This window comes from Brevibacillus sp. SAFN-007a, assembly GCF_051967035.1.
Taxonomy (GTDB): Bacteria; Bacillota; Bacilli; order Brevibacillales; family Brevibacillaceae; genus Brevibacillus.
The window spans coordinates 50,501-77,068 of the sequence record NZ_JBQCKK010000016.1; the positions used below are offsets into that span (position 1 = coordinate 50,501).

25 protein-coding genes, 2 tRNA genes, 2 pseudogenes and 2 riboswitches are annotated in these 26,568 nt (G+C 52.5%); of the genes and pseudogenes, 3 read left to right on the forward strand and 26 right to left on the reverse strand.

What is annotated here, in order from left to right:
- Nucleotides 1–6 precede the first annotated feature (6 nt).
- The 18 genes from ACTHO6_RS16150 to ACTHO6_RS16235 all read right to left on the reverse strand — a co-directional run bounded on the left by ACTHO6_RS16150 (nt 7) and on the right by ACTHO6_RS16235 (nt 19,079).
- Entirely contained in the window at nt 7–1,056 is a 1,050-nt protein-coding gene (locus ACTHO6_RS16150) for a sensor histidine kinase (RefSeq protein WP_440242806.1), read from the reverse strand.
- Nucleotides 1,053–1,751, reverse strand: a complete 699-nt coding sequence (locus tag ACTHO6_RS16155) for a response regulator transcription factor (protein WP_440242807.1) — start codon at nt 1,749–1,751, stop codon at nt 1,053–1,055. Before ACTHO6_RS16155 ends, ACTHO6_RS16150 begins: the two co-directional genes overlap by 4 nt.
- A gap of 143 nt (nt 1,752–1,894) precedes the next feature.
- Nucleotides 1,895–2,410, reverse strand: coding sequence for an RNA polymerase sigma factor (locus tag ACTHO6_RS16160; RefSeq protein WP_440242808.1), 516 nt, complete (start codon nt 2,408–2,410; stop codon nt 1,895–1,897).
- A 345-nt stretch (nt 2,411–2,755) separates the two neighbouring features.
- Entirely contained in the window at nt 2,756–4,051 is a 1,296-nt protein-coding gene (gene purB / locus ACTHO6_RS16165; RefSeq protein WP_440242809.1) for an adenylosuccinate lyase, read from the reverse strand.
- Complete coding sequence (purK, locus tag ACTHO6_RS16170) at nt 4,048–5,211, reverse strand: 5-(carboxyamino)imidazole ribonucleotide synthase (protein WP_440242810.1); 1,164 nt, start codon at nt 5,209–5,211, stop codon at nt 4,048–4,050. The genes purB and purK overlap by 4 nt, the downstream gene beginning before the upstream one ends.
- Entirely contained in the window at nt 5,208–5,696 is a 489-nt protein-coding gene (purE, locus tag ACTHO6_RS16175; RefSeq protein WP_440242811.1) for a 5-(carboxyamino)imidazole ribonucleotide mutase, read from the reverse strand. Before purE ends, purK begins: the two co-directional genes overlap by 4 nt.
- A 182-nt stretch (nt 5,697–5,878) precedes the next feature.
- Nucleotides 5,879–7,417, reverse strand: coding sequence for a M1 family metallopeptidase (locus ACTHO6_RS16180; RefSeq protein WP_440242812.1), 1,539 nt, complete (start codon nt 7,415–7,417; stop codon nt 5,879–5,881).
- Nucleotides 7,418–7,436: 19 nt separating this feature from the next.
- Nucleotides 7,437–8,954 (reverse strand): M1 family metallopeptidase, encoded by a 1,518-nt coding sequence (locus ACTHO6_RS16185; RefSeq protein WP_440242813.1) that lies wholly within the window; start codon nt 8,952–8,954, stop codon nt 7,437–7,439.
- A 132-nt stretch (nt 8,955–9,086) separates the two neighbouring features.
- Nucleotides 9,087–10,463 carry an NCS2 family permease gene (locus tag ACTHO6_RS16190; protein ID WP_440242814.1) on the reverse strand — a complete coding sequence of 459 codons (1,377 nt, stop codon included), beginning with the start codon at nt 10,461–10,463 and terminating at the stop codon, nt 9,087–9,089.
- 121 nt (nt 10,464–10,584) lie between these two features.
- Nucleotides 10,585–10,687: riboswitch (purine riboswitch) on the reverse strand.
- Nucleotides 10,688–10,777: 90 nt separating this feature from the next.
- Nucleotides 10,778–12,316 carry a glutamine-hydrolyzing GMP synthase gene (gene guaA, locus ACTHO6_RS16195; protein ID WP_440242833.1) on the reverse strand — a complete coding sequence of 513 codons (1,539 nt, stop codon included), beginning with the start codon at nt 12,314–12,316 and terminating at the stop codon, nt 10,778–10,780.
- 230 nt (nt 12,317–12,546) lie between these two features.
- Nucleotides 12,547–12,649: riboswitch (purine riboswitch) on the reverse strand.
- 20 nt (nt 12,650–12,669) lie between these two features.
- Entirely contained in the window at nt 12,670–14,904 is a 2,235-nt protein-coding gene (locus ACTHO6_RS16200; protein WP_440242815.1) for a transglutaminase TgpA family protein, read from the reverse strand.
- Between the two features lie 4 nt (nt 14,905–14,908).
- Entirely contained in the window at nt 14,909–16,114 is a 1,206-nt protein-coding gene (locus ACTHO6_RS16205) for a DUF58 domain-containing protein (RefSeq protein WP_440242816.1), read from the reverse strand.
- A 13-nt stretch (nt 16,115–16,127) separates the two neighbouring features.
- Nucleotides 16,128–17,081 carry an AAA family ATPase gene (locus ACTHO6_RS16210; protein WP_440242817.1) on the reverse strand — a complete coding sequence of 318 codons (954 nt, stop codon included), beginning with the start codon at nt 17,079–17,081 and terminating at the stop codon, nt 16,128–16,130.
- A 227-nt stretch (nt 17,082–17,308) separates the two neighbouring features.
- Nucleotides 17,309–17,385 (reverse strand) — tRNA-Arg (locus ACTHO6_RS16215).
- Between the two features lie 47 nt (nt 17,386–17,432).
- Nucleotides 17,433–17,508: transfer RNA gene (locus ACTHO6_RS16220), tRNA-Gly, on the reverse strand.
- 374 nt (nt 17,509–17,882) lie between these two features.
- Complete coding sequence (locus tag ACTHO6_RS16225; protein WP_440242818.1) at nt 17,883–18,191, reverse strand: hypothetical protein; 309 nt, start codon at nt 18,189–18,191, stop codon at nt 17,883–17,885.
- A 142-nt stretch (nt 18,192–18,333) separates the two neighbouring features.
- Nucleotides 18,334–18,576 (reverse strand): hypothetical protein, encoded by a 243-nt coding sequence (locus ACTHO6_RS16230; protein WP_440242819.1) that lies wholly within the window; start codon nt 18,574–18,576, stop codon nt 18,334–18,336.
- A 218-nt stretch (nt 18,577–18,794) separates the two neighbouring features.
- Nucleotides 18,795–19,079: a YolD-like family protein gene (locus tag ACTHO6_RS16235; protein WP_221843645.1), complete on the reverse strand. Its 285-nt coding sequence runs from the start codon at nt 19,077–19,079 to the stop codon at nt 18,795–18,797.
- A 187-nt stretch (nt 19,080–19,266) separates the two neighbouring features.
- On the opposite strand from ACTHO6_RS16235, the gene ACTHO6_RS16240 reads away from it, so the two are divergent.
- Entirely contained in the window at nt 19,267–19,809 is a 543-nt protein-coding gene (locus ACTHO6_RS16240; protein WP_338463375.1) for a DUF4231 domain-containing protein, read from the forward strand.
- On the opposite strand, the gene ACTHO6_RS16245 is transcribed toward ACTHO6_RS16240, so the two are convergent.
- A complete protein-coding gene (locus ACTHO6_RS16245) occupies nt 19,799–20,002 on the reverse strand; it encodes a PGDYG domain-containing protein (protein WP_221843793.1) in 204 nt (67 codons plus the stop codon). The genes ACTHO6_RS16240 and ACTHO6_RS16245 overlap by 11 nt on opposite strands.
- Nucleotides 20,003–20,055: 53 nt before the next feature.
- Here ACTHO6_RS16245 and ACTHO6_RS16250 point away from each other — a divergent pair, with 53 nt between their 5' ends.
- Both ACTHO6_RS16250 and ACTHO6_RS16255 read left to right on the forward strand, forming a co-directional pair.
- A complete protein-coding gene (locus tag ACTHO6_RS16250) occupies nt 20,056–20,475 on the forward strand; it encodes a TIR domain-containing protein (RefSeq protein ID WP_221843794.1) in 420 nt (139 codons plus the stop codon).
- Nucleotides 20,476–20,815: 340 nt separating this feature from the next.
- Nucleotides 20,816–21,610 (forward strand): annotated as a pseudogene (locus ACTHO6_RS16255) (IS5/IS1182 family transposase); the annotation flags it as partial.
- Nucleotides 21,611–21,628: 18 nt separating this feature from the next.
- On the opposite strand, the gene ACTHO6_RS16260 reads toward ACTHO6_RS16255, so the two are convergent.
- The 7 genes and pseudogenes from ACTHO6_RS16260 to ACTHO6_RS16290 form a co-directional block, all read right to left on the reverse strand.
- Complete coding sequence (locus ACTHO6_RS16260) at nt 21,629–21,949, reverse strand: type II toxin-antitoxin system RelE/ParE family toxin (RefSeq protein WP_198827725.1); 321 nt, start codon at nt 21,947–21,949, stop codon at nt 21,629–21,631.
- A complete protein-coding gene (locus ACTHO6_RS16265; protein ID WP_198827726.1) occupies nt 21,946–22,251 on the reverse strand; it encodes a type II toxin-antitoxin system RelB/DinJ family antitoxin in 306 nt (101 codons plus the stop codon). Before ACTHO6_RS16265 ends, ACTHO6_RS16260 begins: the two co-directional genes overlap by 4 nt.
- 343 nt (nt 22,252–22,594) lie before the next feature.
- Nucleotides 22,595–23,547 (reverse strand): annotated as a pseudogene (locus ACTHO6_RS16270) (ISLre2 family transposase); the annotation flags it as partial.
- 362 nt (nt 23,548–23,909) lie between these two features.
- Nucleotides 23,910–24,497: a hypothetical protein gene (locus ACTHO6_RS16275; protein ID WP_440242820.1), complete on the reverse strand. Its 588-nt coding sequence runs from the start codon at nt 24,495–24,497 to the stop codon at nt 23,910–23,912.
- An 83-nt stretch (nt 24,498–24,580) separates the two neighbouring features.
- Nucleotides 24,581–25,138, reverse strand: coding sequence for a TlpA disulfide reductase family protein (locus ACTHO6_RS16280; protein ID WP_198827728.1), 558 nt, complete (start codon nt 25,136–25,138; stop codon nt 24,581–24,583).
- A gap of 18 nt (nt 25,139–25,156) precedes the next feature.
- The gene (locus ACTHO6_RS16285) at nt 25,157–25,879 is read right to left on the reverse strand and encodes a cytochrome c biogenesis CcdA family protein (RefSeq protein WP_198827729.1); all 723 of its coding nucleotides are present in this window, start codon (nt 25,877–25,879) and stop codon (nt 25,157–25,159) included.
- Complete coding sequence (locus tag ACTHO6_RS16290; RefSeq protein WP_198827730.1) at nt 25,872–26,552, reverse strand: hypothetical protein; 681 nt, start codon at nt 26,550–26,552, stop codon at nt 25,872–25,874. Before ACTHO6_RS16290 ends, ACTHO6_RS16285 begins: the two co-directional genes overlap by 8 nt.
- Nucleotides 26,553–26,568: the final 16 nt, after the last annotated feature.

The following is a 26,568-nucleotide window of genomic DNA, read 5'->3' on the forward strand; positions in this document are numbered from 1 at the left end:
TATCCACTATACGAGGGGGCGCGTTTTCCCGCTATCGAATTCCCTTTCCGCATTCTTACGTTCTTGTAAGGTCGGCACTACCGCGGACAAGACGATGCGGACTGTCGTGCCTTCCCCGACTTTCGACTCCAGCTCCACGCTGTGGTGCAGCCGCCCGCAAATTTCCTTGACCAAATAAAGCCCCATCCCGGTGGACTCCGGGTACTTGCGGCCGTTTTCCCCTGTAAAGTACGGCTTGAACACGCGCTGGACGTCTTCTGCCGGAATCCCGATGCCGTAGTCCTGCACCTCCAGGACGAGATGCGGCCCGCGTTCGTAGGCGCGGATCGTGACCTTGCTGCTTTTGCCCGCCGAATAGCGGACAGCGTTCGTCAACAGCTGGGTGAGCACAAACGAAAGCCATTTGTCGTCGGACTCCACCCGCCAGTCTTCGTCGATTTTCAGCTCCGGGTACACCTGGTTGCGGATGAACAGCCGCTTGTTTTCCGCCAGCACGTTTTGCGCCAGCGAACGGAGCGACACCGGCTCGATCAAAAAGTCCTGCTCAAAACGATCCAGCCGCGCGATGTACAACACGGTTTCCAATCCGCGCTTGATTCGGTCGACCTCTTCGCGGATGCTCTCGGACTTCGGGTCATCTTCCTGTTGCAGCAAAAGATGGATGACCGCGATCGGCGTTTTCATCTGATGCACCCACTGCTGGATAAACGTCGTATAATCGCGCTGCTTGTTCTCGTAGGCGTGCAGCTGTTCCTTGTAGAGGCGGTACTGCTCCAGACTTTTCTCGTCCATCGCCCGGCACAACGCGGCGTTGCCGTACGTTTGCGTCAGCTCCTCCAGCGACTCCACCGGCTTAGTCAACCGCTGGTAAATCAGCCGATGCGTCAAATAGCGAACGACCAGAAACGCCCCGGCAAAAAGGACAGAAAGAAACACCACGTAAATCATCAGCGATGCGTTCCAGTACCCGTCCATGGCAAAGATCAGCAGCAACAACATCAGCTGAACGAGAAAAAGGGCCGCAAATGCCCATTGATCCCGAAGAAACAGCTTCATTGGCCGTCCTCCCATGTCGCTCGCAGACGATAGCCGGAGCCACGCACTGTCTCCACGGCCCCTTCCAGCCCGATGTCCTTCAGCTTTCCGCGCACACGCGTAATGTAGACATTCAAGGTGTTTTCGTCGACGAACTGCTCGTCCCACAGCTTTTCCAGCAGCCGCTCGCGGCTGACGACGCGCGGATATTGGTTCATCAGCGCTTCCAGCAGCAGCGCTTCTTTTTTGCTCAGCTCGACTTTCGTCTCATTCATCGCAAGCTCCAGCCGTTCCAAAAACAGCTTCAGTCCCATGACCTCCACGGTGCGCTCCCCTTCCTGCGGCGCGTATTGGCCGTAGGCGCGGCGCAGCTGGCTGCGAATTTTCGCCAGTACCACATCGTAATCGAACGGCTTGGTAATGTAGTCGTCCGCTCCGTTTTCCAGCGCCATCACCTGATCCATCTTGCTTTCCCGCGCAGAGATGAACAAAATCGGGCAGTTGGACTCCTGCCGCATTTGCCTGCACCAGTAAAAGCCGTCGAATTTGGGCAAGTTCACGTCCAACAGCACCAGATCAGGCCGCTTGCTCACGAACACTTCCATGACACGGTCGAAATGCTCCACATTGACTGTATGAAATCCATATTTTTCCAATTGCTCCTGCAAAAGCTGGTTGATCTTCGGGTCGTCTTCTACAATCATGATCGTAGACATCCGCTAAAGCCTCCTCTCGTGAGTCTTCTCTTCCTCCTACTATACCACTTGCAAACTGGGCTGCGCCAATGACGCCAAGCCTCTTGCCCGTTGCTGTCCTCCCGCTTTTTTCAAACAGAAAAAGGGCGGAACAGTCCCCACCCTCACGCTTTTGCTTCCATCATTTGTTGCAGTTTTTTGATTCCGCGAAAATGCAGGATTTTGACAGAGGCCTCTGTCTTGCCCAAAATCTCGGCAATCTCGTTCATGCGCAAGTCCGCGAGATAGCGCAACGAGATGACGTTGCGCTGGTCAGTCGTCAGCGTGTGTACCTTTTGCCACAGCCCCTCCGCCGTTTCCTGTGTCAGCACGCAATCCTCCGGCAGCTTGTCAGTAGCCGTAAGCGTGCTGAACATTTCTTGGTCAACCGGGCATTCCCGTTTTTTGCGCATGAAGTCGATCAGCGTATTGTGCGCGATTCGAAAAATCCAGGCGCCAAACGGATAGCGGCCGTCGTATTGCTCCAGCTTGGAGTACACCTTGATAAACACGGTCGTTGTCAAGTCTTCCACGTCCCAGACGTTTTTCACGCGGTAGCGGAAATAGCGGTATATTTTGGCGGAATACTCCTCGTAAATTTGTCGTTGATTCGGTTTGGAATAAAGCATTGCCGTATTCATGTTCGATCTCCCATTTCGTGATCCGTATGAGTTGCTCTCATTGTAAGACGGATCAGAAGCAGGAACCATCGAGTTAACTTTCAGGAAGCTTACACTTTTGTAAGGTACGCATAGGATGGTTGTAAGCTTGCGCTGGTAAGTACGGTAAGGCGGTTCATTTGGTTACAGCCTGAACCAACTTGCAAAATCCTTTTCGGTATGATGAAGCTCCACCTCTTCTTGGCTTATTTCCTACTTCATCATCTCCAGGACTTCCACTGTTCCCTCTTCCCCCCGCTCCCCAAGCAAAAAAACGCCCCCGCATTCATCGGGAGCGTTTCTCGGATCACGTAAACAATCGCAGCATTACAACAAACCAAGACGTTGGAAAATCGTATCCACATGCTTCAGGTGGTAACGGTAATCGAAGCACTCATCCAGCTCTTCCTTGGTCAACGTGGAGCTGACAGTCGGGTCCTCCTCCACAATGGCGCGGAAGGAGCGCTGCTCTTCCCAAGCCTGCATCGCGCGCGGCTGGACAGTGTCGTACGCTTGCTCGCGGCTCATGCCTTTTTCGATCAGCTTGAGCATCACTTGCTGGGAGTAGATCAGACCGAAAGTACGGTCCATGTTGCGCTTCATGTTCTCCGGGAACACGGTCAAGTTTTTCACGATGTTCATGAAGCGGCGCAGCATGTAGTTCAGCGCCTGGGTCGCGTCTGGCAAAATCACGCGCTCTGCGGAGGAGTGGGAAATATCCCGCTCGTGCCAGAGAGACACGTTTTCATAGGAAGTGAGCATGTGGCCGCGGATGACGCGCGCCAGACCGCAGATGTTCTCGCTGCCGATCGGGTTGCGCTTGTGCGGCATCGCGGAGGAGCCTTTTTGCCCTTTGGCAAACGCTTCTTCCACTTCGCGCATTTCGCTCTTTTGCAGGCCGCGGATTTCGGTTGCGAACTTCTCCAGCGACGTGGCGATCAGCGCCAATGTCGCCATGTATTCGGCGTGGCGGTCGCGCTGCAGCGTTTGCGTGGAGATCGGAGCCGGAGTCAGGCCCAGTTTTTCGCAAACGTACGCTTCCACGAACGGGTCGATGTTCGCATACGTGCCGACTGCACCGGAAATTTTGCCGTATGCCACTTCTTGTTTCGCCGCCCGGAAACGCGCCAGGTTGCGCTTCATCTCTTCGTGCCACAGAGCCAGCTTCAAGCCGAAGGTCGTCGGCTCGGCATGCACGCCGTGCGTTCTGCCCATGCAGACCGTATCCTTGTGCTCGCGCGCTTTGTCTGCCAAAATCGCGATGAAGTCCTCGATGTCTTTTTCCAAAATTTCGTTCGCCTGGCGCAGCAGGTAGGACAACGCGGTGTCCACGACGTCTGTAGAGGTCAAGCCGTAGTGGACCCATTTCTTTTCTTCGCCCAACGTCTCGGATACCGCGCGGGTAAACGCCACCACGTCGTGACGTGTCTCTTCCTCGATCTCATAGATGCGCTGGATGTCAAAGCTGGCCTTTTCCCACAGCTTTTTCACGTCCTCCTCCGGGATGACCCCCAGCTTGGACCATGCTTCACACGCGAGAATTTCTACTTTGAGCCATGCCTTGAATTTGTTTTCTTCCGTCCAAATGGCGCGCATTTCCGGGCGGGAATAACGTTCGATCATGATTCTACCTCCGATGGATTCGTCCAGATTTTCAGCTCATCAATGCAGGTGAGCGCTTCTTCCACAGTGGGGGCGAGCACGTTGATATGCCCCATTTTCCGCTTTGCCTTGCTCTCCGCTTTTCCGTACAAATGCAGCTTGGCCGTGCGCGGCAGCTTGTCGATTCGATCCAGAACAGGCTGCAGGTGCTCTCCCAAAATATTAACCATCACGACGGGAGAGAGCAACTCTGTCGAGCCTAAAGGCAGGTTGCAGACGGCCCGGACGTGCTGCTCAAACTGCGAGGTCACACAAGCGTCCATCGTGTAGTGGCCGGAGTTGTGCGGGCGTGGCGCCAGCTCGTTGACGTACAGCTCTCCGTCGGCGGTCAAAAACATTTCTACGGCGATCAGCCCCACGACATCGAGCTTTTCGACAATCGTGCGGGCGATTTCTTCGGCGCGTGCCTTGACTTCCGCCGGAACGCGGGCTGGCACGATGCTCAGATGCAGAATGTTTTCCCGGTGAATGTTTTCCGCCGCCGGAAAAACAGCCAGCTCCCCGTCCGGATTGCGCGCCGCGATCACGGACAGCTCCAGCTGAAATGGCACGAACTGCTCCACGATCAGCTCTGTTCCTGCCTTGGCGAGCGTCTCGTACGCCTCCGCCAGCTCGTCCTCGCTGCGCAAAACCCACTGGCCTTTGCCGTCGTAGCCCCCTGTCGCCGTTTTCATCACCGCAGGCAGCCCCAGCTCGGCAACTGCCGCCTGCACATCTTGCAAGCTGCCGACTACGCGAAACGGCGCAACCGGAATCCCGATTTCGCGAATCGCCGTCTTTTCGGAAATCCGGTTCTGTGTGATGCGCAACAGGCGGCTGCCCTGCGGCACGTAGGCATGGCTCTCCAGCACTTCCGCGACCTGCGCGTCCACATTTTCAAATTCGTAGCAAATGACATCGCTGACAGAAGCGAGCTGCATCGCTGCTTCCACGTCGTCGTAGCGGGCGACGATTTGCTTGTCCGCCGTTTGGCCGCACGGCGCATCTGCTGTCGGGTCCATCGTTACAAAGCGGTAGCCCATCGCTCGTCCAGCGAGAGCGATCATGCGGCCCAGTTGTCCGCCGCCGAGTATTCCGAGAGTCGATCCTGGTTTGATTTGCTTGCTCTGTTTGGTCGTCATGCCAGTTCGCCAGCCTCCAACACTTTTTTGCGCACCTCATCGCGTCTTGCCACAAAGCGCTCCTGCACATCCGGGTATTTGATCCCTAAAATCTGCGCAGCGAGCAGGCCGGCATTGATCGCACCCGCTTTGCCGATGGCGACAGTGGCGACAGGCACGCCGCCTGGCATTTGCACGATGGACAAAAGCGAATCCAAGCCGTTCAGGTTGGACGATTTCACAGGCACGCCAATCACGGGCAGCTCCGTTTTCGCCGCCACCATGCCCGGCAAATGGGCTGCGCCCCCCGCTCCCGCAATGATGACTTCCAGACCGCGGCTTTTGGCGCTTTCCGCATACGAAAACATCAAGTCAGGCGTTCTGTGCGCGGAAACGACCTTCTTTTCGTATGGCACCTGGAGTTCATCGAGAATTGCGCATGCTTCCTTCATCGTTTCCCAGTCTGACGTGCTGCCCATAATAACGCCTACCAAAGGCTGTAGCATGAACCATTCGCCCCCTACGTGTTGTATCATTCAGAAGAAAACCCAACCGACTAACGGCTTTCGCAGCCGTACTCATCGCCTGGGCTATTCGTACTCGTTTACTATCCACGTACTCAGTGTAGCAGGGAGAAAGTTGACCTGTCAACATCGTTTCCGAACATTTAAAAATGAGTTAGATACCATTATTCGTGTTTCCCTTTTTCCACCCACTCTTCTGCCGCCGATTTGGAGTCCAGCCGCACGCGCAGCCAATAGTCGAAAAACGGCGTCGCGTCTGCTCCGGCTGCTGCCGAGACCAGCTCTTTGAGCTGTTCGCCACTTGCCAGCTCGTATGGATGCTCACTGACATATTGCCGCAAAAGCCGATGCAGCCGCTCGCCCCCCCACGCCTCCCGCAACGTCCACCACATGACGCCGGAGCGCCCGTACACAAGCTCGTTGTAGCTTTTCCAGTCGGGGAAGGCAGCGACGCTCGTCTCGGCGGAAATGCCTCGTTTCGCATACGCTTCGGCTGCGCGAGACTGGCCCTGCCTCAGCCGGATGTACGCCTGCGATCGCTTCGGGTCCTTTTCCTGCAAATACGCCATCGTCGCGTAGTCGGTCAAGCTCTCGTCAAGCCACGCCTCGCGCACCTCGTCGTTGCCGACGATGCCGTAGAACCATTGATGGGCCGTTTCGTGCGCGACGACGGCTGCGCCCATGCTGTCGGCCGTCTGAAAAAATCCCTCCTCGATGAAGACGAGGCCCGGATACTCCATGCCGCCGAAAAAGCCGCCTGTCTTGACGACGTCGTACTCCTTGTACGGGTAGGCGCCAAACTGCTTCCCGTAATAATCAAGCGACCCCATTGCCGTCTCGTGCACGCTTTTCACAGCCGCCGGATCGTCTCCCTGCTGTGACCACGTCCGCACGATCGTCTCCCCGACTTTTCCGGACACCGCCTGGTACGTGCCGTCCATGACGACCATGGCAAAATCCCGAACATTCCATGCATCCAGTTCATATATACTTTGCCGCTGCGGCCTGGTCTGCGTAATGACGGCAACGCTCTCCATCCCTGTCGTAGCGAGCTGATACCCTTCCGGCAAATGAACGCGCACATGATAATTCGCTGCTTCGCTGTAGAATGGATCGCCAATCGCCGTGTACGGGTCGAGCCGCCAGCCGCCGCTGTCCTTGACCGCCAAGATCGGTAGCCAGTTCCCCAGCCACAGCGCATGGTCGTGGTAGGAGAGTCGCCCGTTGTTGTAAGGAACCTGCAGGCGGAAGCCAAGCTCCACGACGGTCTCGGCGGGCGTCTGTTTCGCGGGGAGCGGTACGCGCAGCAGCGTGTTCGTCTTTCCTTCGTAGTGGATGTCCGTCCTTCGTCCATCTACTTTGACTGCCGTGATCGTGATGCCGCCCGGCTCCCGCTGCTTGCCAAGCACCTGCTCCCAGTTCGTTGTGCCAAGATCCGCCTGTTTGGCGAAAGCATTCGGATACAGATGAAAATACGCTTTGTCGTCCCGCGGGACAAAACGGGCCGTCAGCATGCCGGTCACGATGCGCTCGTTCATATCCACCCGCACATCTGCGCTGTACGTGGCGGCTGCGGGCACCTGCTCCGGACTTGCGATCGCCGCAACGTCTGTCCCGGCCTGGCCCGTCCACGGGCTGCTCCACAACATCCCTGCCAGAACCATCCCTGCCACCATGCTGACCACCCCATGCTTGCGCCACATGGCACTCCCCTGCCTTCGCTTACTTTCGGTGTTTGTCACGCTGGCGTTCCAGCCAGGCCGCAGCCTGCTCCTGCCGGGACATGTCCAGCTTCATCCAATAGTCCAGAAAAGCACGCGCATCTTCTCCCGCCGCCCGGGACAGAAACGCTTCCCACTGTTCTCCGTTGACGTTCTGATAGCGGTATGTCTTCACGTATTCGCGCAACACATCGTGCAGCCGTTCTTCCCCCCACGCTTCCCGCAACAGCCAGAGCATCGCCGACGTCCGGGAATAGACAAGATCGCTGTAGCTCTGATTGGCAGGGAAGGCAGAGAGAGCCTGCCACGGACGCAGGTTTTCTTTCACGTACATCGCGACGGAGGTGCCGTTCTCCAAGCGCCTGCGTACCCACTCCGCTCCTGCCGGCGGGTACTCCTGAGAGAGAAAGGCGAGCGTCCCATACTCGGCAAACCCTTCATCCAGCCACGCCTCTCGCAGCTGATCGTTGCCGAGCAGCCCGTAAAACCATTGATGCGCCGTCTCATGCGCCACCGTCACCATTCCGGTCTCAGCCCCCGTCAGAAAATGACGCCCGTCCATAAACACCAGGGCAGGATATTCCATGCCGTTGATCGCTCCGCCTGTCCGCACCACATCGTATTCCCCGTAGGGGTAGGCGCCGAACTGTTCCTGAAAATAAGCGAGCGACTGAACCGCGGCCTCATGAATCTGTGTGGCCAAAAGCTCGTCATCCCCCTGGCGCCACCAGGTACGGACAAGCGTATTGCCTGCCTTTGTATCCGCTTTCTGATAAGTCGAGTCCATGAGCACGAGCGCGAAGTCGCGTACGTTTTCCACGCGCAGCCGAACCGTCTTTTTTCCTCCGGACGCAGTTGGCGAAGCTGCTGCTTCCGCCCCGTCATCCGCTGCCGTACTGGCCAACTGATAGCCTGCGGGATACGTGACATTGACTTCGTAGTCGGCGATTTCGCTGTAAAACGGATCGCCGACAGGCTCGTACGCATCGAGACGCCAGCCTGCCTGCTCGTGCACGGCGAGAATCGGCAGCCAGTTGCCCAGCCAGATCGCGTGGTCATCGTACGACATTCTCCCCTCGTTCTGAGGGAGCTTCATGGCAAAATCAAGTTGAATCGTGCGTGGGCCTGCTGCGATGCCGGACTGTTCGTTCGCTTGCAGCGGCACCTGCAGCACATGCCGGTCCTTTTGACCGACAACCAGGTTCCCATCGACGGCAAGCCTGTTACTAGCATACGTACCAGGTACAGGTTCCTTGCCTAAAAGTTCCTCCCATAGGATGCCTTCCTGTTGTTCGGTAAATACGTCCGGATAGAGATGCAAATAGGCACGTTGCGGGTCTTGCGGCGAAAACGTGATGGCTACGCTTCCGCTGACTTCTTTTTTCACGGGATCAATCCGGACATCCGCCTGGTAGAGCGGTTTTGGCAACAGCTTCTCCTCGTTCGCCAGGCCGGGCAGCCGCCACGCCGCCATCGCTGCCAGACTGCTGCACCCAAGCCATAAGACCCATCTGCGCATGCCATCGCCCCCTTTTGCTCTATCGTACCGAAAGCAACAGCAAAAGACTATTGAATTCGATCCGCCCGTTTTCCCGGCCAAGCGCAAAAAAGCTCCCCGTCCAGCAGACGGGAAGCCCCTTTTCCAAAAATCCTATTCGCGCAGCCAGATGAAGTAGGCCAGGAAGACAAAGAACAGAACGTACATCGCCGGATGGACTTCACGCGCTTTTCCTTTCAAAACCTTCATGACCGGATAGACGATGAAGCCCGCAGCAATCCCTGTTGCAATGCTGTACGTCAGCGGCATCAGGAGAATGGTCAGGAAGGCAGGAAACGCTTCGTCCAGTTCATTCCAGGCCACCTGCGCAACGTGCGAAGCCATCAATACGCCGACGACAATGAGTGCCGGTGCGGTGACAGCCGGAGTCACAATCGAAAGCAGCGGCGAGAAGAACAAGGCCAACAGGAACAGGATACCTGTCACGATGGCGGTAAAACCGGAGCGGCCCCCTGCTGCTACCCCCGCTGTCGACTCCACATAAGCGGTTGTCGTAGAAGTACCCAGCACCGCGCCAGCCATCCCTGCGATCGCATCGGAAGCGAGCGCTTTTCCCGGACGCGGGAGGTTGCCGTCTTCGCGCAGGAGTCCCGCTTGGCTGGCTACCCCGAGCAGCGTGCCTGTCGCATCGAAAAAGTCTACGAACAAAAACGTCAGCACGACAATCAGCATGTTCACGGTGAAGAACGCAGACGGATCGCCGAGATATTGGAACGCCGCACCGAATGTCGGCGCCAGGCTCGGCGGTGCAGAGACGATTTGCTCGGGCAGGCTGACCAGACCGAAGATCATGCCGACCACTGACGTAACAATCATCCCGATGAAAATGCCGGAATTCACTTTGCGAGACAGCAGAACGACGGTAACAATCAGACCGAAAATCGCCAGCAGCGCATTTTTCGCTGCCAATACTTCTTCCGGCTTCATGCCTTCATGGTAGAAGGTCAAATGGCCCAACGCGACAAACGTCGCATCGTTGGCAACGACAATCCCTGCGTTTTTCAGGCCGATAAACGCGATAAACAGCCCGATCCCTGCAGAAACCGCAAATTTCAACCCTTTCGGAATCGCTTTGATGATCGCTTCCCGAATGCCGGTCAAAGACAGAATCAAAAAGATCGTACAAGAAACAAATACCCCAGCCAATGCTTGTTGCCATGGAATATGCATGGTCAATACGACAGTGTAGGTGAAAAATGCGTTCAGTCCCATCCCCGGTGCCTGTCCAATCGGCAAGCGTCCGAGAATCCCCATGAGCAGCGTACCGATCGCCGCTGCCAGAGCCGTTGCGGTGAACACGGCGCCAAACTCAGGGTAGTTGGCTTTCAGCTCCGCCGGCAAATCCGCTCCGCTGAGCATGAATGGATTGACGGCCAGAATATACGCCATGGCCAAAAAAGTAGTGATGCCCGCGATGATTTCGCGGCGATAGTTGGTGCCCAGTTTGTCAAACTCAAAATACTTCCGCACCGAAAAGTCCCCCCATGCTTATGGTAATGGCAATGAAAAAAGGCCCGGACGCTATTATGATGCGCCTGGCCTCTTCACAAAACACTCCGGGAACAATTCCAAAAATGATAACAAATTCGCATCCCGTCGACGTTTTGTTCGTAGCCAGGTCGTTTAATGGCGACCTCGTAGAAACTCTTGAGCCATATTCTCAAGAATATACGAACCTTCCTGTATTACCTGTTCACATTGAGAAGTGTATCAGGAGATATCAAGAATGTCAACGAAAATACGAACGTTCATTTTTGGAATTCAACAAACATCCGGGTTTACTATTATTCCCACTCAATAGTTGCTGGCGGTTTGGAGGTAATATCGTACACGACACGGTTGACGTTGTCGACTTCGTTCACGATCCGCGTGGAGATTTTCTCCAGAACCTCCCATGGAATGCGCGCCCAGTCCGCTGTCATGCCGTCAATCGAGGTTACGGCACGAATCCCTACTGTATAGGAGTAGGTGCGAACGTCGCCCATCACGCCTACCGTTGTCATGTTCGGCAGAGCGGTAAAGTATTGCCAAATATCCCGATCCAGACCTGCCTTGGCAATCTCTTCGCGCAAGATGGCATCGGATTCACGAACGATCTCCAGCTTTTCTTCTGTTACCTCGCCCAAAACGCGAATGCCCAAACCAGGACCCGGGAATGGTTGGCGCCAAACAATTTCGTCCGGCAGACCAAGCTCGGTCCCCAATTTGCGAACCTCGTCCTTGAACAGCGTTTTTAATGGCTCAATCAGCTTGAACTTCATGTCTTTCGGCAAGCCGCCTACGTTGTGGTGCGACTTGATGGTCTGCGCAGTAGCGGTTCCGCTTTCCACGATGTCCGTGTACAGTGTACCTTGCGCCAGGAATTCCATGTCGGTCAGCTTGCTCGCTTCTTCATCGAAGACGTAAATGAACTCGTTGCCGATGATTTTGCGTTTTTGCTCAGGGTCAGAGACGCCTTTCAGCTTGTTCAGGAAACGCTCGCGCGCGTCGATCTTGATGACCTTCATGGAGAATTTTTCAGCGAACGTCTCCATGACGCTTTCCGCCTCGCCTTTGCGCAGAAGACCGTGGTCTACGAACATGCAAGTCAGCTGGTCGCCGATTGCTTTGTGGATCAACGCCGCTACGACAGAGGAGTCAACACCGCCGCTCAGCGCACACAGCACTTGCTTGTCGCCAACCGTCTCGCGAATGCGCACCAGTTCGTCCTCGATGAACGTCGTCATGCTCCAAGTCGGCTCGCATCCACATACGTTGAACAGGAAGTTGCCAATGAACTCGGTTCCCTTTACGGTATGGCGAACTTCCGGGTGGAACTGCACGCCGTACAGCTTCCGCTCCGGATGACTGATCGCCGCTACCGGGCAGCTGTCGCTTACCGCGTCTACGCGGAACCCGGTCGGCAACTCCACTACTTTATCGGAGTGGCTCATCCAGACGATTTCGTTCGTCTCCCATTTTTCATACAGGCTGTGCGTATTTTGCAGACGCAGCTCGGCTTTGCCGTACTCGCGTTTGCCGGCGCGTTCGACTTTTCCTTCCAGCATATGGCTCATCAGCTGCATGCCGTAGCAAATGCCCAGGATCGGCACGCCAAGATCAAAAATAGCCGGATCGACCTTGGGCGCTCCCTCTTCATACACGCTCGCAGGTCCGCCGGAAAAAATAATGCCTTTTGGCTGCATTTCCTTGATTTTTTCTACAGGCGTATTGAACGGCACCAGTTCGCTGTAAACACCCAGATCGCGAACGCGACGTGCGATCAACTGATTGTACTGGCCTCCGAAATCAAGTACGACGACCATTTCCAATGACTTGTCCATCATATCCCCCTTCTCCTGTACCCAACAGGACGTGCAAGTATCGGCCGCATTGTTGCCGACATCCTCGCTCGCTGCATGATAAAGCAAATTCCGCTTCCCTCGGTTCTTGCATCCATACATACCTGCCCAACTCATCGCCTCTGTGCAAAAAAAACGGGACAGTGACTCCGATCTCATCATACGGAGGCAGCGTCCCAGCTTGTGTACACATGTTAGGTTGCATGTACAAAAATCCGAAGTGCTCTCCTCGTAGTCGCTAAATTTACGGTTTAGCGGTAGAAACTTTCAGGCCATATTCCTGAGTATTATACGAGACTCATTGATCGTCATTCTAGCAGATGGGACGGCTTTGTTCAAGGCTTCAATTGACGAATCAATCTCTCGATCAGCTGCTCTGCCACTGACCGTGCCTTTTGTTCCAATTCCTTGTAGCCGTAAACGGTTCGCTCGTACATTTCCGTCAGGTAACGCAAATCTTGCCGCTTGTCAGCCGGAATCGTAATTCTGCTCGCGTACTCCCGCAGTGTCTCGCCAGCCTGCCTTCTTGTGTATACCCGCTCCATCATGCTAAGCAGTAAGTTGAAGCGATCCGTATACTTGTTGCTTTTGTCCTGATCGATCTGTCTTCGGAGCCACCAGATTTGAATGTCTTTTCTGCGCCGCCACACCAGGAAGCCTGCGGTTGCTACTGCCACTGCCAGCCCAACACGTACCTGCCATGGAATCGAAAAGCTCGTCCCCGGAATGGCGTCCCCCTCTTCCAATTCGTTGAAACGTCCCTCTCCCCGGTCTGGCGAAGTCTGATTCCCCAGATCCGGCACCGGAATCGGAAGCTGCGGCTGCGCTGTTTGCAAATCGTAGTTGAAGCGTACGGGCGAGAGGAAGGTGCTGGTCGCTTCGAACGGAATCCAGCCATAGCCTGGAAAATACACCTCTACCCACGAGTGGGCGTCCTTATTGCGAATCTCCATGATATCGCGGTTCTGCTCGTCGCTGCCCACTCTTTCCCCTGGCGCGAAGCCTTTTACCCAGCGCGCCGGGATGTCCAGGGAGCGCAGCATGACCGCCATCGAGGTAGAGAAATGATCGCAATATCCCCTCATGCTCTCAAACAAAAAATGGTCGACAAAATCTTGTCCTTCCGCTGGTACAGGCACATCGGTCGTTTCATACTTATATTTTCCACTTGATCGCAAGTAATTCTCGATCGCCCTTACTTTTTCATACGGAGTCTTGGCATTTTGCGTCACGCTCTCTGCCAGTTCCTTTACACGCCGCGGCAAAGACGGCGGGAGCTGCAAATAGCGCTCTTTGATCTCGTCCGGATAATCCGTGCCCGCCTCTTTGACGGCCTTCTCGCTGACAATCGGCACCTCGGCTTCCACCGTGTACTGGTTCAGCTTGAGCAACATCGTGTTCGGCCCGTACTCTGCCCGTCCGTTTGCGCCTGAAGGCTGGATCAGGTTGATTTTTCCGGCGCGAACCTCCAACTGCTGGTTCAGCTTGTCGTAGACGACAGTCGCATGAGGCGGAGCGTACTTGCTCACCTTGTTCAATTGGCCGGGATAAAAAACGGTAGCAAACTGCTGCGGACCTTTGAACGCCAAAGTCGCTTCTACCTTTTTCGTTTCCAGGCCATGGAACAGTTCGTTTTTCCACTCGTATGCCTGCGGGTCCAAAATCGCCTCGTACTCGCGATCCCCTTTTTCCCAGCCTATGCCTGTGTAGACGTCCTTGGAGTCGCCGCGCCAATAGCTGCGCTCATTGGTCGTCGCCATGAACACGAGCGTATTGTCCTGCTGGAACGGCCCGCCCAATCGTTCGTCATTGTTGTCATAGCCGACTTTTTTGACAACGGCGGCAGGCGCTTCCGTGCCGATCCCCATCAAAAAGGCAACCGGATCGGGCCAGCTCGCCGGCTTTTTGGGAGCCGCATATCCAATGCCCACACTAATCAAAATGACCAGCAAGGAGGCCAGCAGCGAGCCGAAGAGAAGCCGGCTTCTTTTTTCTGTCACGGTAGCCATGCCCGTCATTTTCATCAAATGGCTGACAGCGAGAAGCAAAAAGCCATAAATCAGCGTCCGCACAATCCCAGCGCTGGCATCGTAAGGCAGGAATGTGTCAAGCACCGCCAAGTACAGCTCGGTCAAAAATACAAACCACAAGCCCTGTCTCTGCTCCAGCACCAGATAGGTCAGCATGCTAATCAAGACGAGCAGCATGGCGTCAAACAAGGCATTGCGCGACAAAATGGACATCGATCCCCAGTCCTGCTGGAAGGCCAGCGGGAGATCATGCACAATCTGCCGGTACAATTCCGCCAGCCAATCCGTGGCAAACAGCGGCGTATCAAATAATGTAGCATGCAACAGCCAGAGGAGGCCGAGCAGCTTGAGCGGCAACGTCGCCCACCTGTAAGGTATGGATACGTCGATCACCAGGACCCCGGCCACAATGACCAGAAACGGCCACAACACACCGGTATCCGTCAACTCCTGGAGAGGGAGCAGCCACTCCCGTAGCATGAGGAACAGAAAAAGCGCCGAGACCCACTGCCATATCGTTGGTCGCTTCCACACGTTCATGTGTCTATGCACCTCCAATCCGCTTCCACTCTTGTTCATCGATGTGGACAGACGTACACGATACTTTGCTTCCCCTCAGCAATTGCAAGGCCTGCCGTCGCTCTTGCGGAATGACGGCGTCAGCATGTACATAGAACAGTTGCACTCTTCTGCCTTTTTGCGCCAACGCAATCAAACGATGAACCAAGTCTTTGTCCACACGCGGGGTCACGACGATCAGCGTCACGCCCTGCTGCTGTTCCAATGCCTCGCGTCCCACGACCCGTGCAAACGACTCGCTGCCCGTGGGCATCACCCGCGCCAATTGATCGAAGACGCGGAGAAAATGAGGATGGGAAAGCGCGGGAGCTATCGAGATGCGTTCCTTTTGCTTGTATACCAAACCGTAATGATACTGGTTGCGGTTGGCATAGGCGATCAGGCTTGCCGTCAGCCGAACCGCTGTCTCAAACAACTGTGCAGGCCGACCTTGATAGCTTTCTTTTTCTACATCGAGGAAAAAAACGGCCTGGTTCATTGCCTGATGCTCAAATTCTTTCGTCTTCAAGCCGGTTCCCCTTGCCGACGCGCGCCAATGAATCTGGCTCAGGCGATCGCCGCGCTGGTATTCGCGTACGCCCCTCACCGCAGCAACATCATCGGAGCGTCGATGCGACACGTGCACATTGCCGCTGAAACTGCCGTCCCCTAAAGCCCAGTGCGTTACGTCCTTATACCGCGGGTAAACGAGAAATTCCTGGGGACACGAGAAGACTTTGCGCCTTTCCATGAATCCAAAAAAATCTCCGCCACTCACGACGCAGTAATCCAGCCGGTAAAAACCTCGCGGAAGACTCGGTATGACATAGCGGAACTCCATTTCTTTTTGAAACCAGGGAAAAATCAGCTGCCGATGCGGCTCAAATACCCCTGCCAGCCGCTCCGGCAAAGGCTCCACGATCATGTGCCAGCCCAACGGAAAGCGGACTCTCCGGCGCAGGCGCACGGTTACCACCAAGTCCTCGCCGTCCTGCAAGCGGTTACGGTCGATGACCCGCTCTACCTCCAGCGTCGTGAACAGTAAGACATACGCCAAAACCTCATACACGAGGAACACCAGACTGCTGTAAAACAGAAACCAACTGGAAAAGCCGCCCTGAAATTTGGCAAACACGTACGTGATAGCCACAAGCAGGAGCGCTTTGAGCTTACCCCATCTTCGCTGTCTCATCCGCAGTCACTCCTTAGCTCACCGGGACGCGGGTTTCGGCCAAGATCACGGTCAATACCCGATCAACGGTTGCTCCTTCCAGGCGAGCTTCCGGCTTCACGATCATCCGATGGGCAAAGACGACTGGCACCAGCTCTTTGACATCGTCCGGGATGACGTAATCCCTGCCGCGCACGTAAGCCAGCGCCTGTACAGCTCTGTAGAGGGCGAGAGAGCCGCGCGGACTTACCCCGAGATAGATGTGATGGTGGTCACGTGTGCGGTGGCAAAGCCGTACGATATACTCCTTTACCCCCTCCGAAACCTTGACCGTCGCTACCTCCTTTTGCAGCTTCGCCAGGTCTGCAGCCGTCATGACAGGCTCAAGCTGTGCGAGCGGATTCGCCTCTGAGAATCGCGACAGCATGCGCATCTCTTCTTCCACCGTCGGATAGCCCAGCCGCAATTGCATCAGGAAACGGTCCAGCTGTGCCTCTGGCAGCGGAAACGTCCCTTCGTACTCCAACGGGTTCTGGGTCGCCATCACAAAAAACGGATCGGCCAGCCGATAGGTTGCACCGTCTACGGTAACGGACCGTTCCTCCATCGCTTCCAAGAGAGCAGATTGTGTCTTCGGAGAGGTCCGGTTGATTTCATCCGCCAAAATCACATTTGCAAAAAGCGGTCCTTGCCGGAATTCAAACTGCATCGTTTGCTGATTGAAGATCGCTACCCCTGTTACATCTGTCGGCAGCAAATCAGGCGTAAACTGAATACGCTTGAATTCCCCGCCGATCGACTTGGCCAAGGCACGTACCAGCATTGTCTTGCCCACACCCGGGACATCCTCCAGCAAAACATGCCCATTTGCCAAAACAGCAGCCACCATCATCTCGATGACGGAGCGTTTTCCAATCAAAACTTTTTCTATATTATCGATCAACTTGACGATTGCAGGATGCATTTGTTCCAATTTGATTGGGTTCACGTTGATACATCTCCTGTTCCCTCATATTTCTTTCCACCAAGCTTGTAACAAAAGCGTTTTGTTAGCCGTCCTCCCTTATACCATCACCGAGAGAGCAGTGTAATTCTAAAGTAATGGATGGAAATGGGAGATACAAGGAAAACTTACTTGAAAATTGTAAGAATGCAACCGTGATTATGCAAAAAAGAGTAGGAACAGATCCTACTCTTCGATTTCATATGAAGTAATGGCGTGCCCTGAGAGATTCGAACTCCCGACCTTTTGATTCGTAGTCAAACGCTCTATCCAGCTGAGCTAAGGGCACATGTTTTGCGGGCCAACCTGACTGGTTGATAGCAAGCAGAACAATTATGGAGCGGACGACGGGTCTCGAACCCGCGACCTTCGCCTTGGCAAGGCGACGCTCTACCAATTGAGCTACGTCCGCATGCGACATGATAACAGGTTTGCTCTGGCTGCAAACCCCTCTGCTTATTTGGTGCGGGTGAAGGGACTTGAACCCCCACGGTCTCCCGCCAGAACCTAAATCTGGTCGAGGCCATCTGACAGATAAGAGTGTATCATGTCGAATGCTGATGGGTCAAGGGTTTTGTGCAAACTGTTTATGGTAAGGAAGGGCAAAAAATGAAACCTGCTGTTCGATTTGGTCCCCAATTCGTCCCCGCGTCCCCAAGTGTCCCTCGGATTTCTTCTATATTAAATATGCATACGGCATTAAATATGCATACGGCGGATTATTTGGATCGATATTGAAGGCAAAGACCCGTCTCCGATTTAATGCAGAGACGGGTCTACAGCTTCTTATTTGTTGAGCCACTCCATATACGAAATCATCTGTCCGGGATCAAGCCTTGATTCTTTGGTGTAAATTTTATCTGGGGGCCCTATCTGAGATGTCAAAAATACGAGTAAGTTGTCGAACTGTTGGTAATCACCGTTACCAACCGAAATTTTCAATATTTTTCGGTTGTAAGTAACAACGTACGTGGTCCCAGTACTCTCATCTACAAATTGTGCTATCGCTTCTGGTTTTTTAAAAACAACAATAATGGCTCCCATGATCCTACTTCTTACATCCATTGAATCTAATGAGGTAAGTACATTTGACACGTTGCTCTCCCCTTTATGGAATTACGTCAATGATTGCATCCATCTGAATCCACCGGCTCTCCTCATCGTTCACCAGTTTAACCCGTCGGCTGTTTTGATCCATCCACTTGATCACGCCCCACATGCTGCGCAGTTCTTCTGTCTATTTTGCTCGCCATGGATGATGGACTCCCCTTTCCCATGCTTCCAGCAGTTCGATTTTATCTGGCTGCATGCGGTCCCAATTGATATATTCTTCTCGTTTCAAGACTTCCAAAACCTCCATGATTCCGCCCCGGGATCTCCCGGTTTTGATGCACAGTTCATCTACCGTTGGTGTCCGGCGACGGCCGGCAGAATAGTTGCCGATGATACGCAGGACCTGCCTTTCGATATCAGACAGCATGTCGGGTCACCACCGGGGCGACTGCGAGGATGTTGGCGATTGTAAAGACGCGTTTTGCTTGCCGAGTGAAGCAGTAAGCTTTGACGCGGTTACCGGTTATTGCGTGCAGACGTAAGGTTCGTTTGCTCGTCTGGCCGCGACGATCTATGTAGATAATCTCCACCAGCTGGCCAGCATTGAGGTATCGTTGTAGTTCACGGTGCATACTCATCACCCGTTCAATTTGTTGATACACGGACAATCTTTGCAACGTCGATCCAGACACTACCGTGTATGTTCTCCAGTCGAATGCGGCGATTGGATGTGTCAATTTTCTGCACAACGCCGCATACTTCCCGAATCTCCCCAAGCTTCTCTTTGACCTTCACTGGATGCCACCAGCGCACGGTGACGGTTTTACCCTCTTTCTGACTCTCCGTGATCATGTAGCCATACTCCATCAGTTCGTCTTCGTCGACATCAGGACGTTTCACCAGTGTGGTTTCGTCAATAAGCAAAGCCATGACGGCACCTCCAAACAAGAACATTTGTTTGTATTTTACAAGAACATTTGTTCTTGTTTCAAGACAAAAAACTTGTGAATTGGGATAAAATTTTCACATCGAAAAGAAAGTCCTTTGTGAACAGGGTGTCATTTCCCTACCAAAGATATTCCATATATCGCCAAAAAAGGGCTTATGGTGTAAAATTATGTCGGAGGATGGTCATGAGAATGCTCTTAAGACCTATTACAAAGGAGGGATATATATAAGCGAAACTGTACAAAAGGGGCAGATTGAAGAGTATGTTTCGATGCCAGTGCATGACTACATCAAAACAAGGCTTGATGACCAAATAACTTGGTATGACAACAAAAGCATATCCGCTCAACGGAAATATAAACGTCTCCAAGGAGCCGAAATTGTCTTGGCTGCTATGATCCCATTTCTCAGTGGATATGCTGACAAGCACTGGTCCATTCCTTTTGCGATTTCCTTAATGGGAACACTTGTTGTGATTATCGCCGCACTCACTAGGCTAGGCAAATACCATGAAAACTGGATCGAGTATCGATCTATTTGTGAGTTGCTTAAGCACGAAAAATATTTATACCTGACTGGTACAAGCCCATATGAAGAAAGAAACTTTCAGCTCCTGGTTCAAAGAGTCGAAAGTTTCATTTCTTCCGAAAATTTTAACTGGTCGCAACTTGCTACCTCTACCGATGAGAAGAAAAAGCATATCAATCGTTAACTTTCTCATAAGTTTGCTCAAAGATTTCAGGTTTGCAAGGATACTGCTCACCCGCAACTCCAGTAATGACCCAGTCTCCCGGTTCAGCCTTCATTAAGCCTTCCAGAGTTTGAATGGTCACTGCCGTAGTGGTTTGATAGGCTTCTATTGTTACTGGCTTTTTGCGGTACTTACCTGCATTTAATTTTCCCATATACCATCCCTCCAATATGAAAAAAACTTTAAAAGTAAGGAGAGTGATGCACGATGGCAAAAACATACAACATTTTCATTAGTCACGCATGGAAGTATTCCGAGCACTATAATAAAGTGGTTCAGTGGCTTAATGAAGCCCAGTCAGAAGGTACCTTCAATTGGAAAAATTATTCTGTCCCCGAACATGATCCAGCTATCGACCCGAATACCGAAGTTGGTAAAGCACAACTGAAAGCAGCCTTAGACTCTCAAATTAAACCTGCGTCGATTGTTATTATTCTTGCTGGCATGTATGTTGCCCACAGTTATTGGATTGACTTTGAAATTGACACAGCTAAATCGTATGAAAAATACATTATTGGCGTCAAACCATGGGGTCAAGAACGTATTCCCACAAAAGTTTCTGATAATGCAGACATTATGGTTGGCTGGAACAAAAGCTCGATTGTAAATGCAGTTGCTGCAAGGTAATAATTTGAATGAGGTGTTTGAAAATGGTATTTAATCCTCCAAATCCAAAACCAGGTCCAGGGCCGATTCCAGGACCTAAGCAACCAAGTTATCCACCAAGTCCAATGCCGCCATCTCGACCGATGCCTCCAATCAAACCTCCAAGATAACTCATCTCAAATTGATTATAACTCCGCCGCCAATTTCTTACCAGCGACAGGCGGCGGATGACTTTCTCTCCCTTTAATTCAACACTACAGTTTTATTTGTCTGCACCCACTTTACCGACAGCCCCGAGGATAGCCGCCAACTCTCGATCCGGTGAGTATGCGAATCCGAACACGATTTGTTATATTAGGGTTTGCTGAACGAAGCGCGTGAAAAACTGGAGGATATCATCGACACGTTGCATGCTCCGTTGATCGGTCATGCCCGCAAACCACGGACATATCGGAAGATAGCACGAAAACAGTTCCTGGCCGTGGCCAAACAGCATCGGGCAAGCGGCAAGGTCATTCGTCGAGCGATCGGCAAGCAACTTCAGTATGTTGCACGTAACCTTCGAATCATCCATGACCTGGCCTCGCAGCAGTCATTGTAGATTCTGAGCCGGAAACAGTATCGCGACTTGCTTGTGATTCAAGAACTGTATCGGCAGCAACGCATCATGTTCGAGCGAAGGTCGCACCAGATTGAAGATCGAATCGTGAGCATCAGTCAACCACACGTTCGCCCGATCGTACGCGGCAAAGCGAAAGCCCGTGTGGAGTTTGGTGCCAAGGTATCCGTTACCATGGTGAACGGATATGCGATTTTGGAACGCCAGTCGTGGGATAACTTCAACGAGGGCTTAACGCTGATCGAAACCCTTGAAACGTAAAAGAGGCGCTTCGGCTTTTACCCGAAGGCGGTACTGGCCGAGCAGATTTATCGCACGCGGGAGAACCGGGCGTTTTGCCAAACACATGGCATTCGCTTGAGCGGTCCTGCGCTTGACCGTATTCGAGCATGCCTTGTGAAAACGAGCGAAACCGTCATCGCACTTCAACTCCTGGTGATGAACCTCGAGCGCAGGCTGCGGGATCTTTTTGTCCGATACATCAGACGGCTGTTTGGATTCCGTTCGACAGATTTTTTGTCCATTTGTGCCATGTAAAGAATCGTTCAGCAAGCCCTATTTACTCAATTGCTTCTCAATATTCCGCCCGCCGTACATAATACGGATGATTGCAACAGTTTCCCGATCTTCAATGGGCAGATAAAATACCAGGTAGTTATCAACCGGCAAAACCCGAAGCCCCTTACTGTGCCACGGTTCCTTTTCATACAGGCGGCAGCGGAAAGGCATTTCATTTAGTTTTGCCGCAGCTTCCATAATACGTTTCGTCTGCTTTCTTGCAATTTCAGACTCAAGCAGGGAGTAAGCGATGTATTCGTAAATTCCGCGCAGGTCGTTTTCCGCCCGCTCGGTATAAACCACTTTCCAAGCGCTCATAGCCCGTAATCCTTGTTTATCCTGTCAAAAACCTTTTCCGCCGTGACAACCTTCCCGCTGTTTAAATCAGCCATGCCTTTCTCAATTTCCGCATTAAACTGTTCCTCGCTGAGCTCTTCAATAGACAAAGGCTTATTTTGAGGAAGCTTCATATCAAACGGAATTCCGCGCTGAAGCACAACCTGACGCAGAAAAAGCCCGATTGCGTTAGACATGGGAATGCCCAGCTGCTCAAGCACCTTTTCGGCCTGTTCCTTAATTTCAGGCTCAACACGGGCAAATATATTAGCTGTTCTTGCCATTTCAAAACGCCTCCTTCTGCAATATATTATACCCGATTGTATTGCGATATGCATGCGTTTCGCAAATTTAGGTTGAGTCAAGCTATTGCGGACACCTTTTTTTACTTCACTGTGGTTCCCTTCTCTTGAAAGCGTTTTATTTTACGCTGACTCCTTGTTTCCACTCGTTTTTTGCTTCATCCGCGAAGGGCTTTTAAGGCCAGCCCGGTAGGGCTGCTTTGATATGGCCCGTGCAACAGGCGGATTATCCCGTTTATATAGCCTTTTGCCTGTTCTTTGACATCCCGCAGCAATCCTTCACTTCCTCTTTAGTCTGACCGCCTAACGCCGTCCCTCATGTCACGTATTTGCGCCACTCGTTTCGGTGCTCCTCCCCAATCTTTTCCTCTGGAGCGGATTCTACTGTTGTAAAGCAAGGTATCTGTATCAAAGGATGCCAACGATTTGTACGGTTGGCCACGTCTCTGGCAGCTGACCCAGGAATCGGCGCAATTCTCGCGCCACATGAAAGCGATCCAGTGTGTAAATACAGCGGTGAAAGTATGATTCGCATCCTCCGATCCATTCGGCTCCATCCCCATTGACCACCAGCCACGTGTTTTCATCCATGTCATAATGACGAACGAGAAAGTCGCCAAACCCTTCCCAGAAGTCTCCCTTCCTTGTATGCAGGTAATGTCGTTTGACCTAAGACGCACTCGGCCTCCCTCTTGTTCCCATCCCTCATGTACGACCGCGATTCGATTTTCCATCCCCCGTTGGCGTTGTCGTTGCAAGCTTGTGTAGAGTCCATCCACTTCCACAAACAGCAAGCGAACCGACCTTCGGGTCGCCTCCGGCAACACGGTTGCCCCCTGCTCCATTCGAGTTATCAATTTGTCTCGGATTGCCTCATGGCTTAATGCCCGATATCCCAGCAACGCTTCCAGGCGGTTGGCGCTGTCCCGGTACGAGGGACCTTGGCTGGCAAACTCGATCGCTACCTCTTCCAAAAACGGGCTGAGCTTCTCCCGCCCGTCAAAAGCCAGCATGTGGTCCAACAAAAACACATGCTGACCCTTCACTCGATCCTGATACAATCGCCGTTTGAATCGAACCGTACCAAAGAGCGTGTCGATCTGCACTTCTCGCTGATCCTTCAAGCGAAATCGAGTATGATCCCGTTGATGCATCAGATACTCGTCCAGCAATTCCAGCATGCGTGCCCATACCTGCTGCAAATTGTTCCTGTAACTTCCGAAATAACAGGGTTTCAAGCTCTTTCATTGTCGGAAATTCCGTGTTACACTGACGCATAGGGGTTTCTCCTCCTTGGTTTGTGTTGGTTTTTTGGCGATTTACACTTTACCAAGAAGAGAAGCCCTTTTCTATACCCTCCTACTGATTTTTCTTCAATTTCTTTTCTGTTTGCCCACGAACATTTTACTCATACCTTATGTCCCACTATGAGTCAAGCCAAGACTGTCAAGTTTTCTTCGGCCTGTGAAATCTGATATCCCTCCCACATTGAGTCCAGCCTCTCTTCCGTCTGAATCGTCCCCATCGTCCATCAGGATTCCAATAATCTACTTACAATAATAGATTACATTACGATCGTTATAACGATGGGCAAGATTATTACAATGGGCTTCCCTCTCCCTTCTTTGCTTCGTGGTTGGCTAATTGGACGGCTTCATCCACTCCAATTTGATTTCGGAGATGCCGTAGACCGCCAAAGTATGAGCGAGCAACGTCTTCATTCGATCGGTTTCTTCCATGCTCACTTTATTTGTCGAACGGAGCGTTACGATGCAAGAATTATGATGAAAGGAAACCCGCTCAAGCGAAGTGTCTGCCGGAAACGGATTGTCAAATCCTTCAGGCCGGGTGCGCAACAATTGTTTAATCGCTGTGATTCTTGGCGCTTTAACGGAAGTCTTGTTGATCACCGTTGTCTCCACCGGAACGGCGTTGCCGTTTTGGAACAAATAGATCGTGTAAGTTTCGGTAGTCTCCCGGTTTTCTTCCCGCGGCGCTTCCGATCGCAGCGATCCTTCTTCTATCTGTCCAAACAAGTTCCATACCTCTTCCGTTTCTTTAAAACCTTCAATACGGTACAATTCAACGCCGCTGTCATCCAAAAAGAGCGTGGTGGGATTCATCTTAATGCGATATCGATTGGTCGTTTCATGGTCAACATCCACATAGACGACTTCATATGCAAGCTCTTTTTTGCAGGCAAGCAATTCTCCGATGACCGTATTCATGGAGCGGCCCATCGGACAAGCGGATAGTGTAAACAAAATCAATTTTTTAACCGATTGACTCATGCGGCATAACCTCTCCCGTCTTATTTGATATTGGAAACAGCTTCTTTCATCATGTCGTAATTAATCGCGCCCTGAAACTTTTCCCGAATCACTCCGTCCGAGTCCAGCAAGAATGTCGTGGGATAGGCGACAACCTGATAGGTTTGCATGACTTCTCCTTCCTTGTCCAGAACGATGGGGAACGTGAGCTGTTGCTCTTTCACAAATGCTTGTACGTTATCCGGATTTTCCTCGGTAGGTGTCAGGTTAACACCCAAAATCACAACGTCTTTCGATTGGTAATCCTCATAAAATTTTTGCATATGGGGCATTTCCACCCGACACGGCGGACACCATGTCGCCCAAAAATTGACCAGCACTTTCTTGCCCTTAAAATCAGACAGGTGAACCGTGTTCCCCTGCAAATCCGTAAGCGCAAAGTCCGGCGCAAGCTGCCCCTTCAGAATGCCCGTCTCCAGGTTTGCTTCCCCCGATTCCGCAATTTTTCCGGTTTCTGAAGAAGACTTGTGAAAATAATCATATCCGCCATAAACGACGAGCCCTATCAAAACCAGAACAGCGATCATGCTTTTTTTCATCCGTTTCATCTCCACTCGTTAAAAGTTGATCTCCCAAAACGTATATTGGGATAACCAGGCGCTGATCTTCTGCAATTGCCCGGTAAACAACAGAAACCCCAGCCCGATGAGCAGCCAGCCATTCAGTTTGGACAGAAGAGGGATCCATCTGTTCATTTTTTTCATGAACTGCAGCGAATACGTCAGCAACCATGAAATCAGTAAAAACGGAACACCCAACCCGAGCGAATACACGGCCAACAACCCAATCCCGTTCCACAGCGTTTCGGCAGACCCGGCCAGAAGCAAAATGGATGACAACGCCAACCCTACACAGGGACTCCAGCCGGCGCTAAAAGCCACACCGGTAAGTAGCGAACGGATTGCGCCGCGGCTCCTGTTCGTTTTGATTTCCCATGTTTTACCGGACATCAACAGCCGGAGATTTAATAATCCGGCCATTTGCAGACCAAACACAATAATCAACAGACCGCTTATTTTTTGGATCAAATCGCGTTCCTGGGCAAAGAAGCGGCCAATAAAGCTTGCCGAAGCCCCCATCGCGATGAAAACGAGACTAAAACCCACAATAAAACTAAGAGACTGAACAATCAGTTTCCCCCGATGCACGACCAGTTTGCCATCTTGAAAGGACGAGCCCGTCAAATGGGAAACGTAAGCGGGGATGAGCGGAAAGACGCAAGGGGATAAAAAGGATAGCATCCCCGCGGCAAAGGCTGCGAAAACCGAAATATTATCCATGAGAACCTCCTTTTTTCACCTTCTCGTCCAACCAGGCCCATCCGGTCAAACCCGTGGCAACGAGCAGAAAAATCAACTGCTGTTTGTTGAAGGACAAAAGCCACATCGAACGATCGGGGACCAGAAACCATAGCATCACATGACCAATCGAGAACCAAATGGCATATACAATTCCTTCCGGAGAATCGGATCCTCTTGAAGAAAACGAGAAGGACATGAAAAGAACCGCGGATAATCCGGCGCTTGCCGCATGAAACCAGGCCGGCTCCTCCCCGATCATGAATAACAACACTTGGCAGGCCGACCAACCCGCAAAGGCATACGTTATTAAAATGTCCACCCACATTTTTAAAGGAACGTTCTGCTTCGAAGCCTTCAGCCAAATATAGGTCACGGCAACCAGGCTTGCCATCCATTTCCCACGTTCCCCGCCATCGAAATAGATGAAAGAAACAGGCTGTTGGATGACTTCAACCGGATGAAAGAGCAGGTAGCTCGCTTTCCAGACGATCAGCCACAGCCAGAATGCGTTGGATACGCAGGACAAGATCAACCCCCGCTCCGGCATGTTTCGGAGCCGATATTGTAACATCAACCAGCCCGCCGCCCCAAAACTGAAATACAAAATCAATTGTCCGTTCAAGACAAAAGAACCGATTTGAATGCTGTGCACCCCCCCACCCCCTTTG

Bases quoted from the DNA above. Each gene is read 5' to 3' on its own strand.
- ACTHO6_RS16150 (WP_440242806.1), bottom strand. From the start codon at position 1,056: ATGAAGCTGTTTCTTCGGGATCAATGGGCATTTGCGGCCCTTTTTCTC.
- ACTHO6_RS16155 (WP_440242807.1), bottom strand. From the start codon at position 1,751: ATGTCTACGATCATGATTGTAGAAGACGACCCGAAGATCAACCAGCTT.
- ACTHO6_RS16160 (WP_440242808.1), bottom strand. From the start codon at position 2,410: ATGAATACGGCAATGCTTTATTCCAAACCGAATCAACGACAAATTTAC.
- purB (WP_440242809.1), bottom strand. From the start codon at position 4,051: ATGATCGAACGTTATTCCCGCCCGGAAATGCGCGCCATTTGGACGGAA.
- purK (WP_440242810.1), bottom strand. From the start codon at position 5,211: ATGACGACCAAACAGAGCAAGCAAATCAAACCAGGATCGACTCTCGGA.
- purE (WP_440242811.1), bottom strand. From the start codon at position 5,696: ATGCTACAGCCTTTGGTAGGCGTTATTATGGGCAGCACGTCAGACTGG.
- ACTHO6_RS16180 (WP_440242812.1), bottom strand. From the start codon at position 7,417: ATGTGGCGCAAGCATGGGGTGGTCAGCATGGTGGCAGGGATGGTTCTG.
- ACTHO6_RS16185 (WP_440242813.1), bottom strand. From the start codon at position 8,954: ATGCGCAGATGGGTCTTATGGCTTGGGTGCAGCAGTCTGGCAGCGATG.
- guaA (WP_440242833.1), bottom strand. From the start codon at position 12,316: ATGGACAAGTCATTGGAAATGGTCGTCGTACTTGATTTCGGAGGCCAG.
- ACTHO6_RS16200 (WP_440242815.1), bottom strand. From the start codon at position 14,904: ATGAACGTGTGGAAGCGACCAACGATATGGCAGTGGGTCTCGGCGCTT.
- ACTHO6_RS16205 (WP_440242816.1), bottom strand. From the start codon at position 16,114: ATGAGACAGCGAAGATGGGGTAAGCTCAAAGCGCTCCTGCTTGTGGCT.
- ACTHO6_RS16230 (WP_440242819.1), bottom strand. From the start codon at position 18,576: ATGCTGTCTGATATCGAAAGGCAGGTCCTGCGTATCATCGGCAACTAT.
- ACTHO6_RS16235 (WP_221843645.1), bottom strand. From the start codon at position 19,079: ATGGCTTTGCTTATTGACGAAACCACACTGGTGAAACGTCCTGATGTC.
- ACTHO6_RS16240 (WP_338463375.1), top strand. From the start codon at position 19,267: ATGTCGGAGGATGGTCATGAGAATGCTCTTAAGACCTATTACAAAGGA.
- ACTHO6_RS16245 (WP_221843793.1), bottom strand. From the start codon at position 20,002: ATGGGAAAATTAAATGCAGGTAAGTACCGCAAAAAGCCAGTAACAATA.
- ACTHO6_RS16250 (WP_221843794.1), top strand. From the start codon at position 20,056: ATGGCAAAAACATACAACATTTTCATTAGTCACGCATGGAAGTATTCC.
- ACTHO6_RS16260 (WP_198827725.1), bottom strand. From the start codon at position 21,949: ATGAGCGCTTGGAAAGTGGTTTATACCGAGCGGGCGGAAAACGACCTG.
- ACTHO6_RS16265 (WP_198827726.1), bottom strand. From the start codon at position 22,251: ATGGCAAGAACAGCTAATATATTTGCCCGTGTTGAGCCTGAAATTAAG.
- ACTHO6_RS16275 (WP_440242820.1), bottom strand. From the start codon at position 24,497: ATGAATACGGTCATCGGAGAATTGCTTGCCTGCAAAAAAGAGCTTGCA.
- ACTHO6_RS16280 (WP_198827728.1), bottom strand. From the start codon at position 25,138: ATGAAAAAAAGCATGATCGCTGTTCTGGTTTTGATAGGGCTCGTCGTT.
- ACTHO6_RS16285 (WP_198827729.1), bottom strand. From the start codon at position 25,879: ATGGATAATATTTCGGTTTTCGCAGCCTTTGCCGCGGGGATGCTATCC.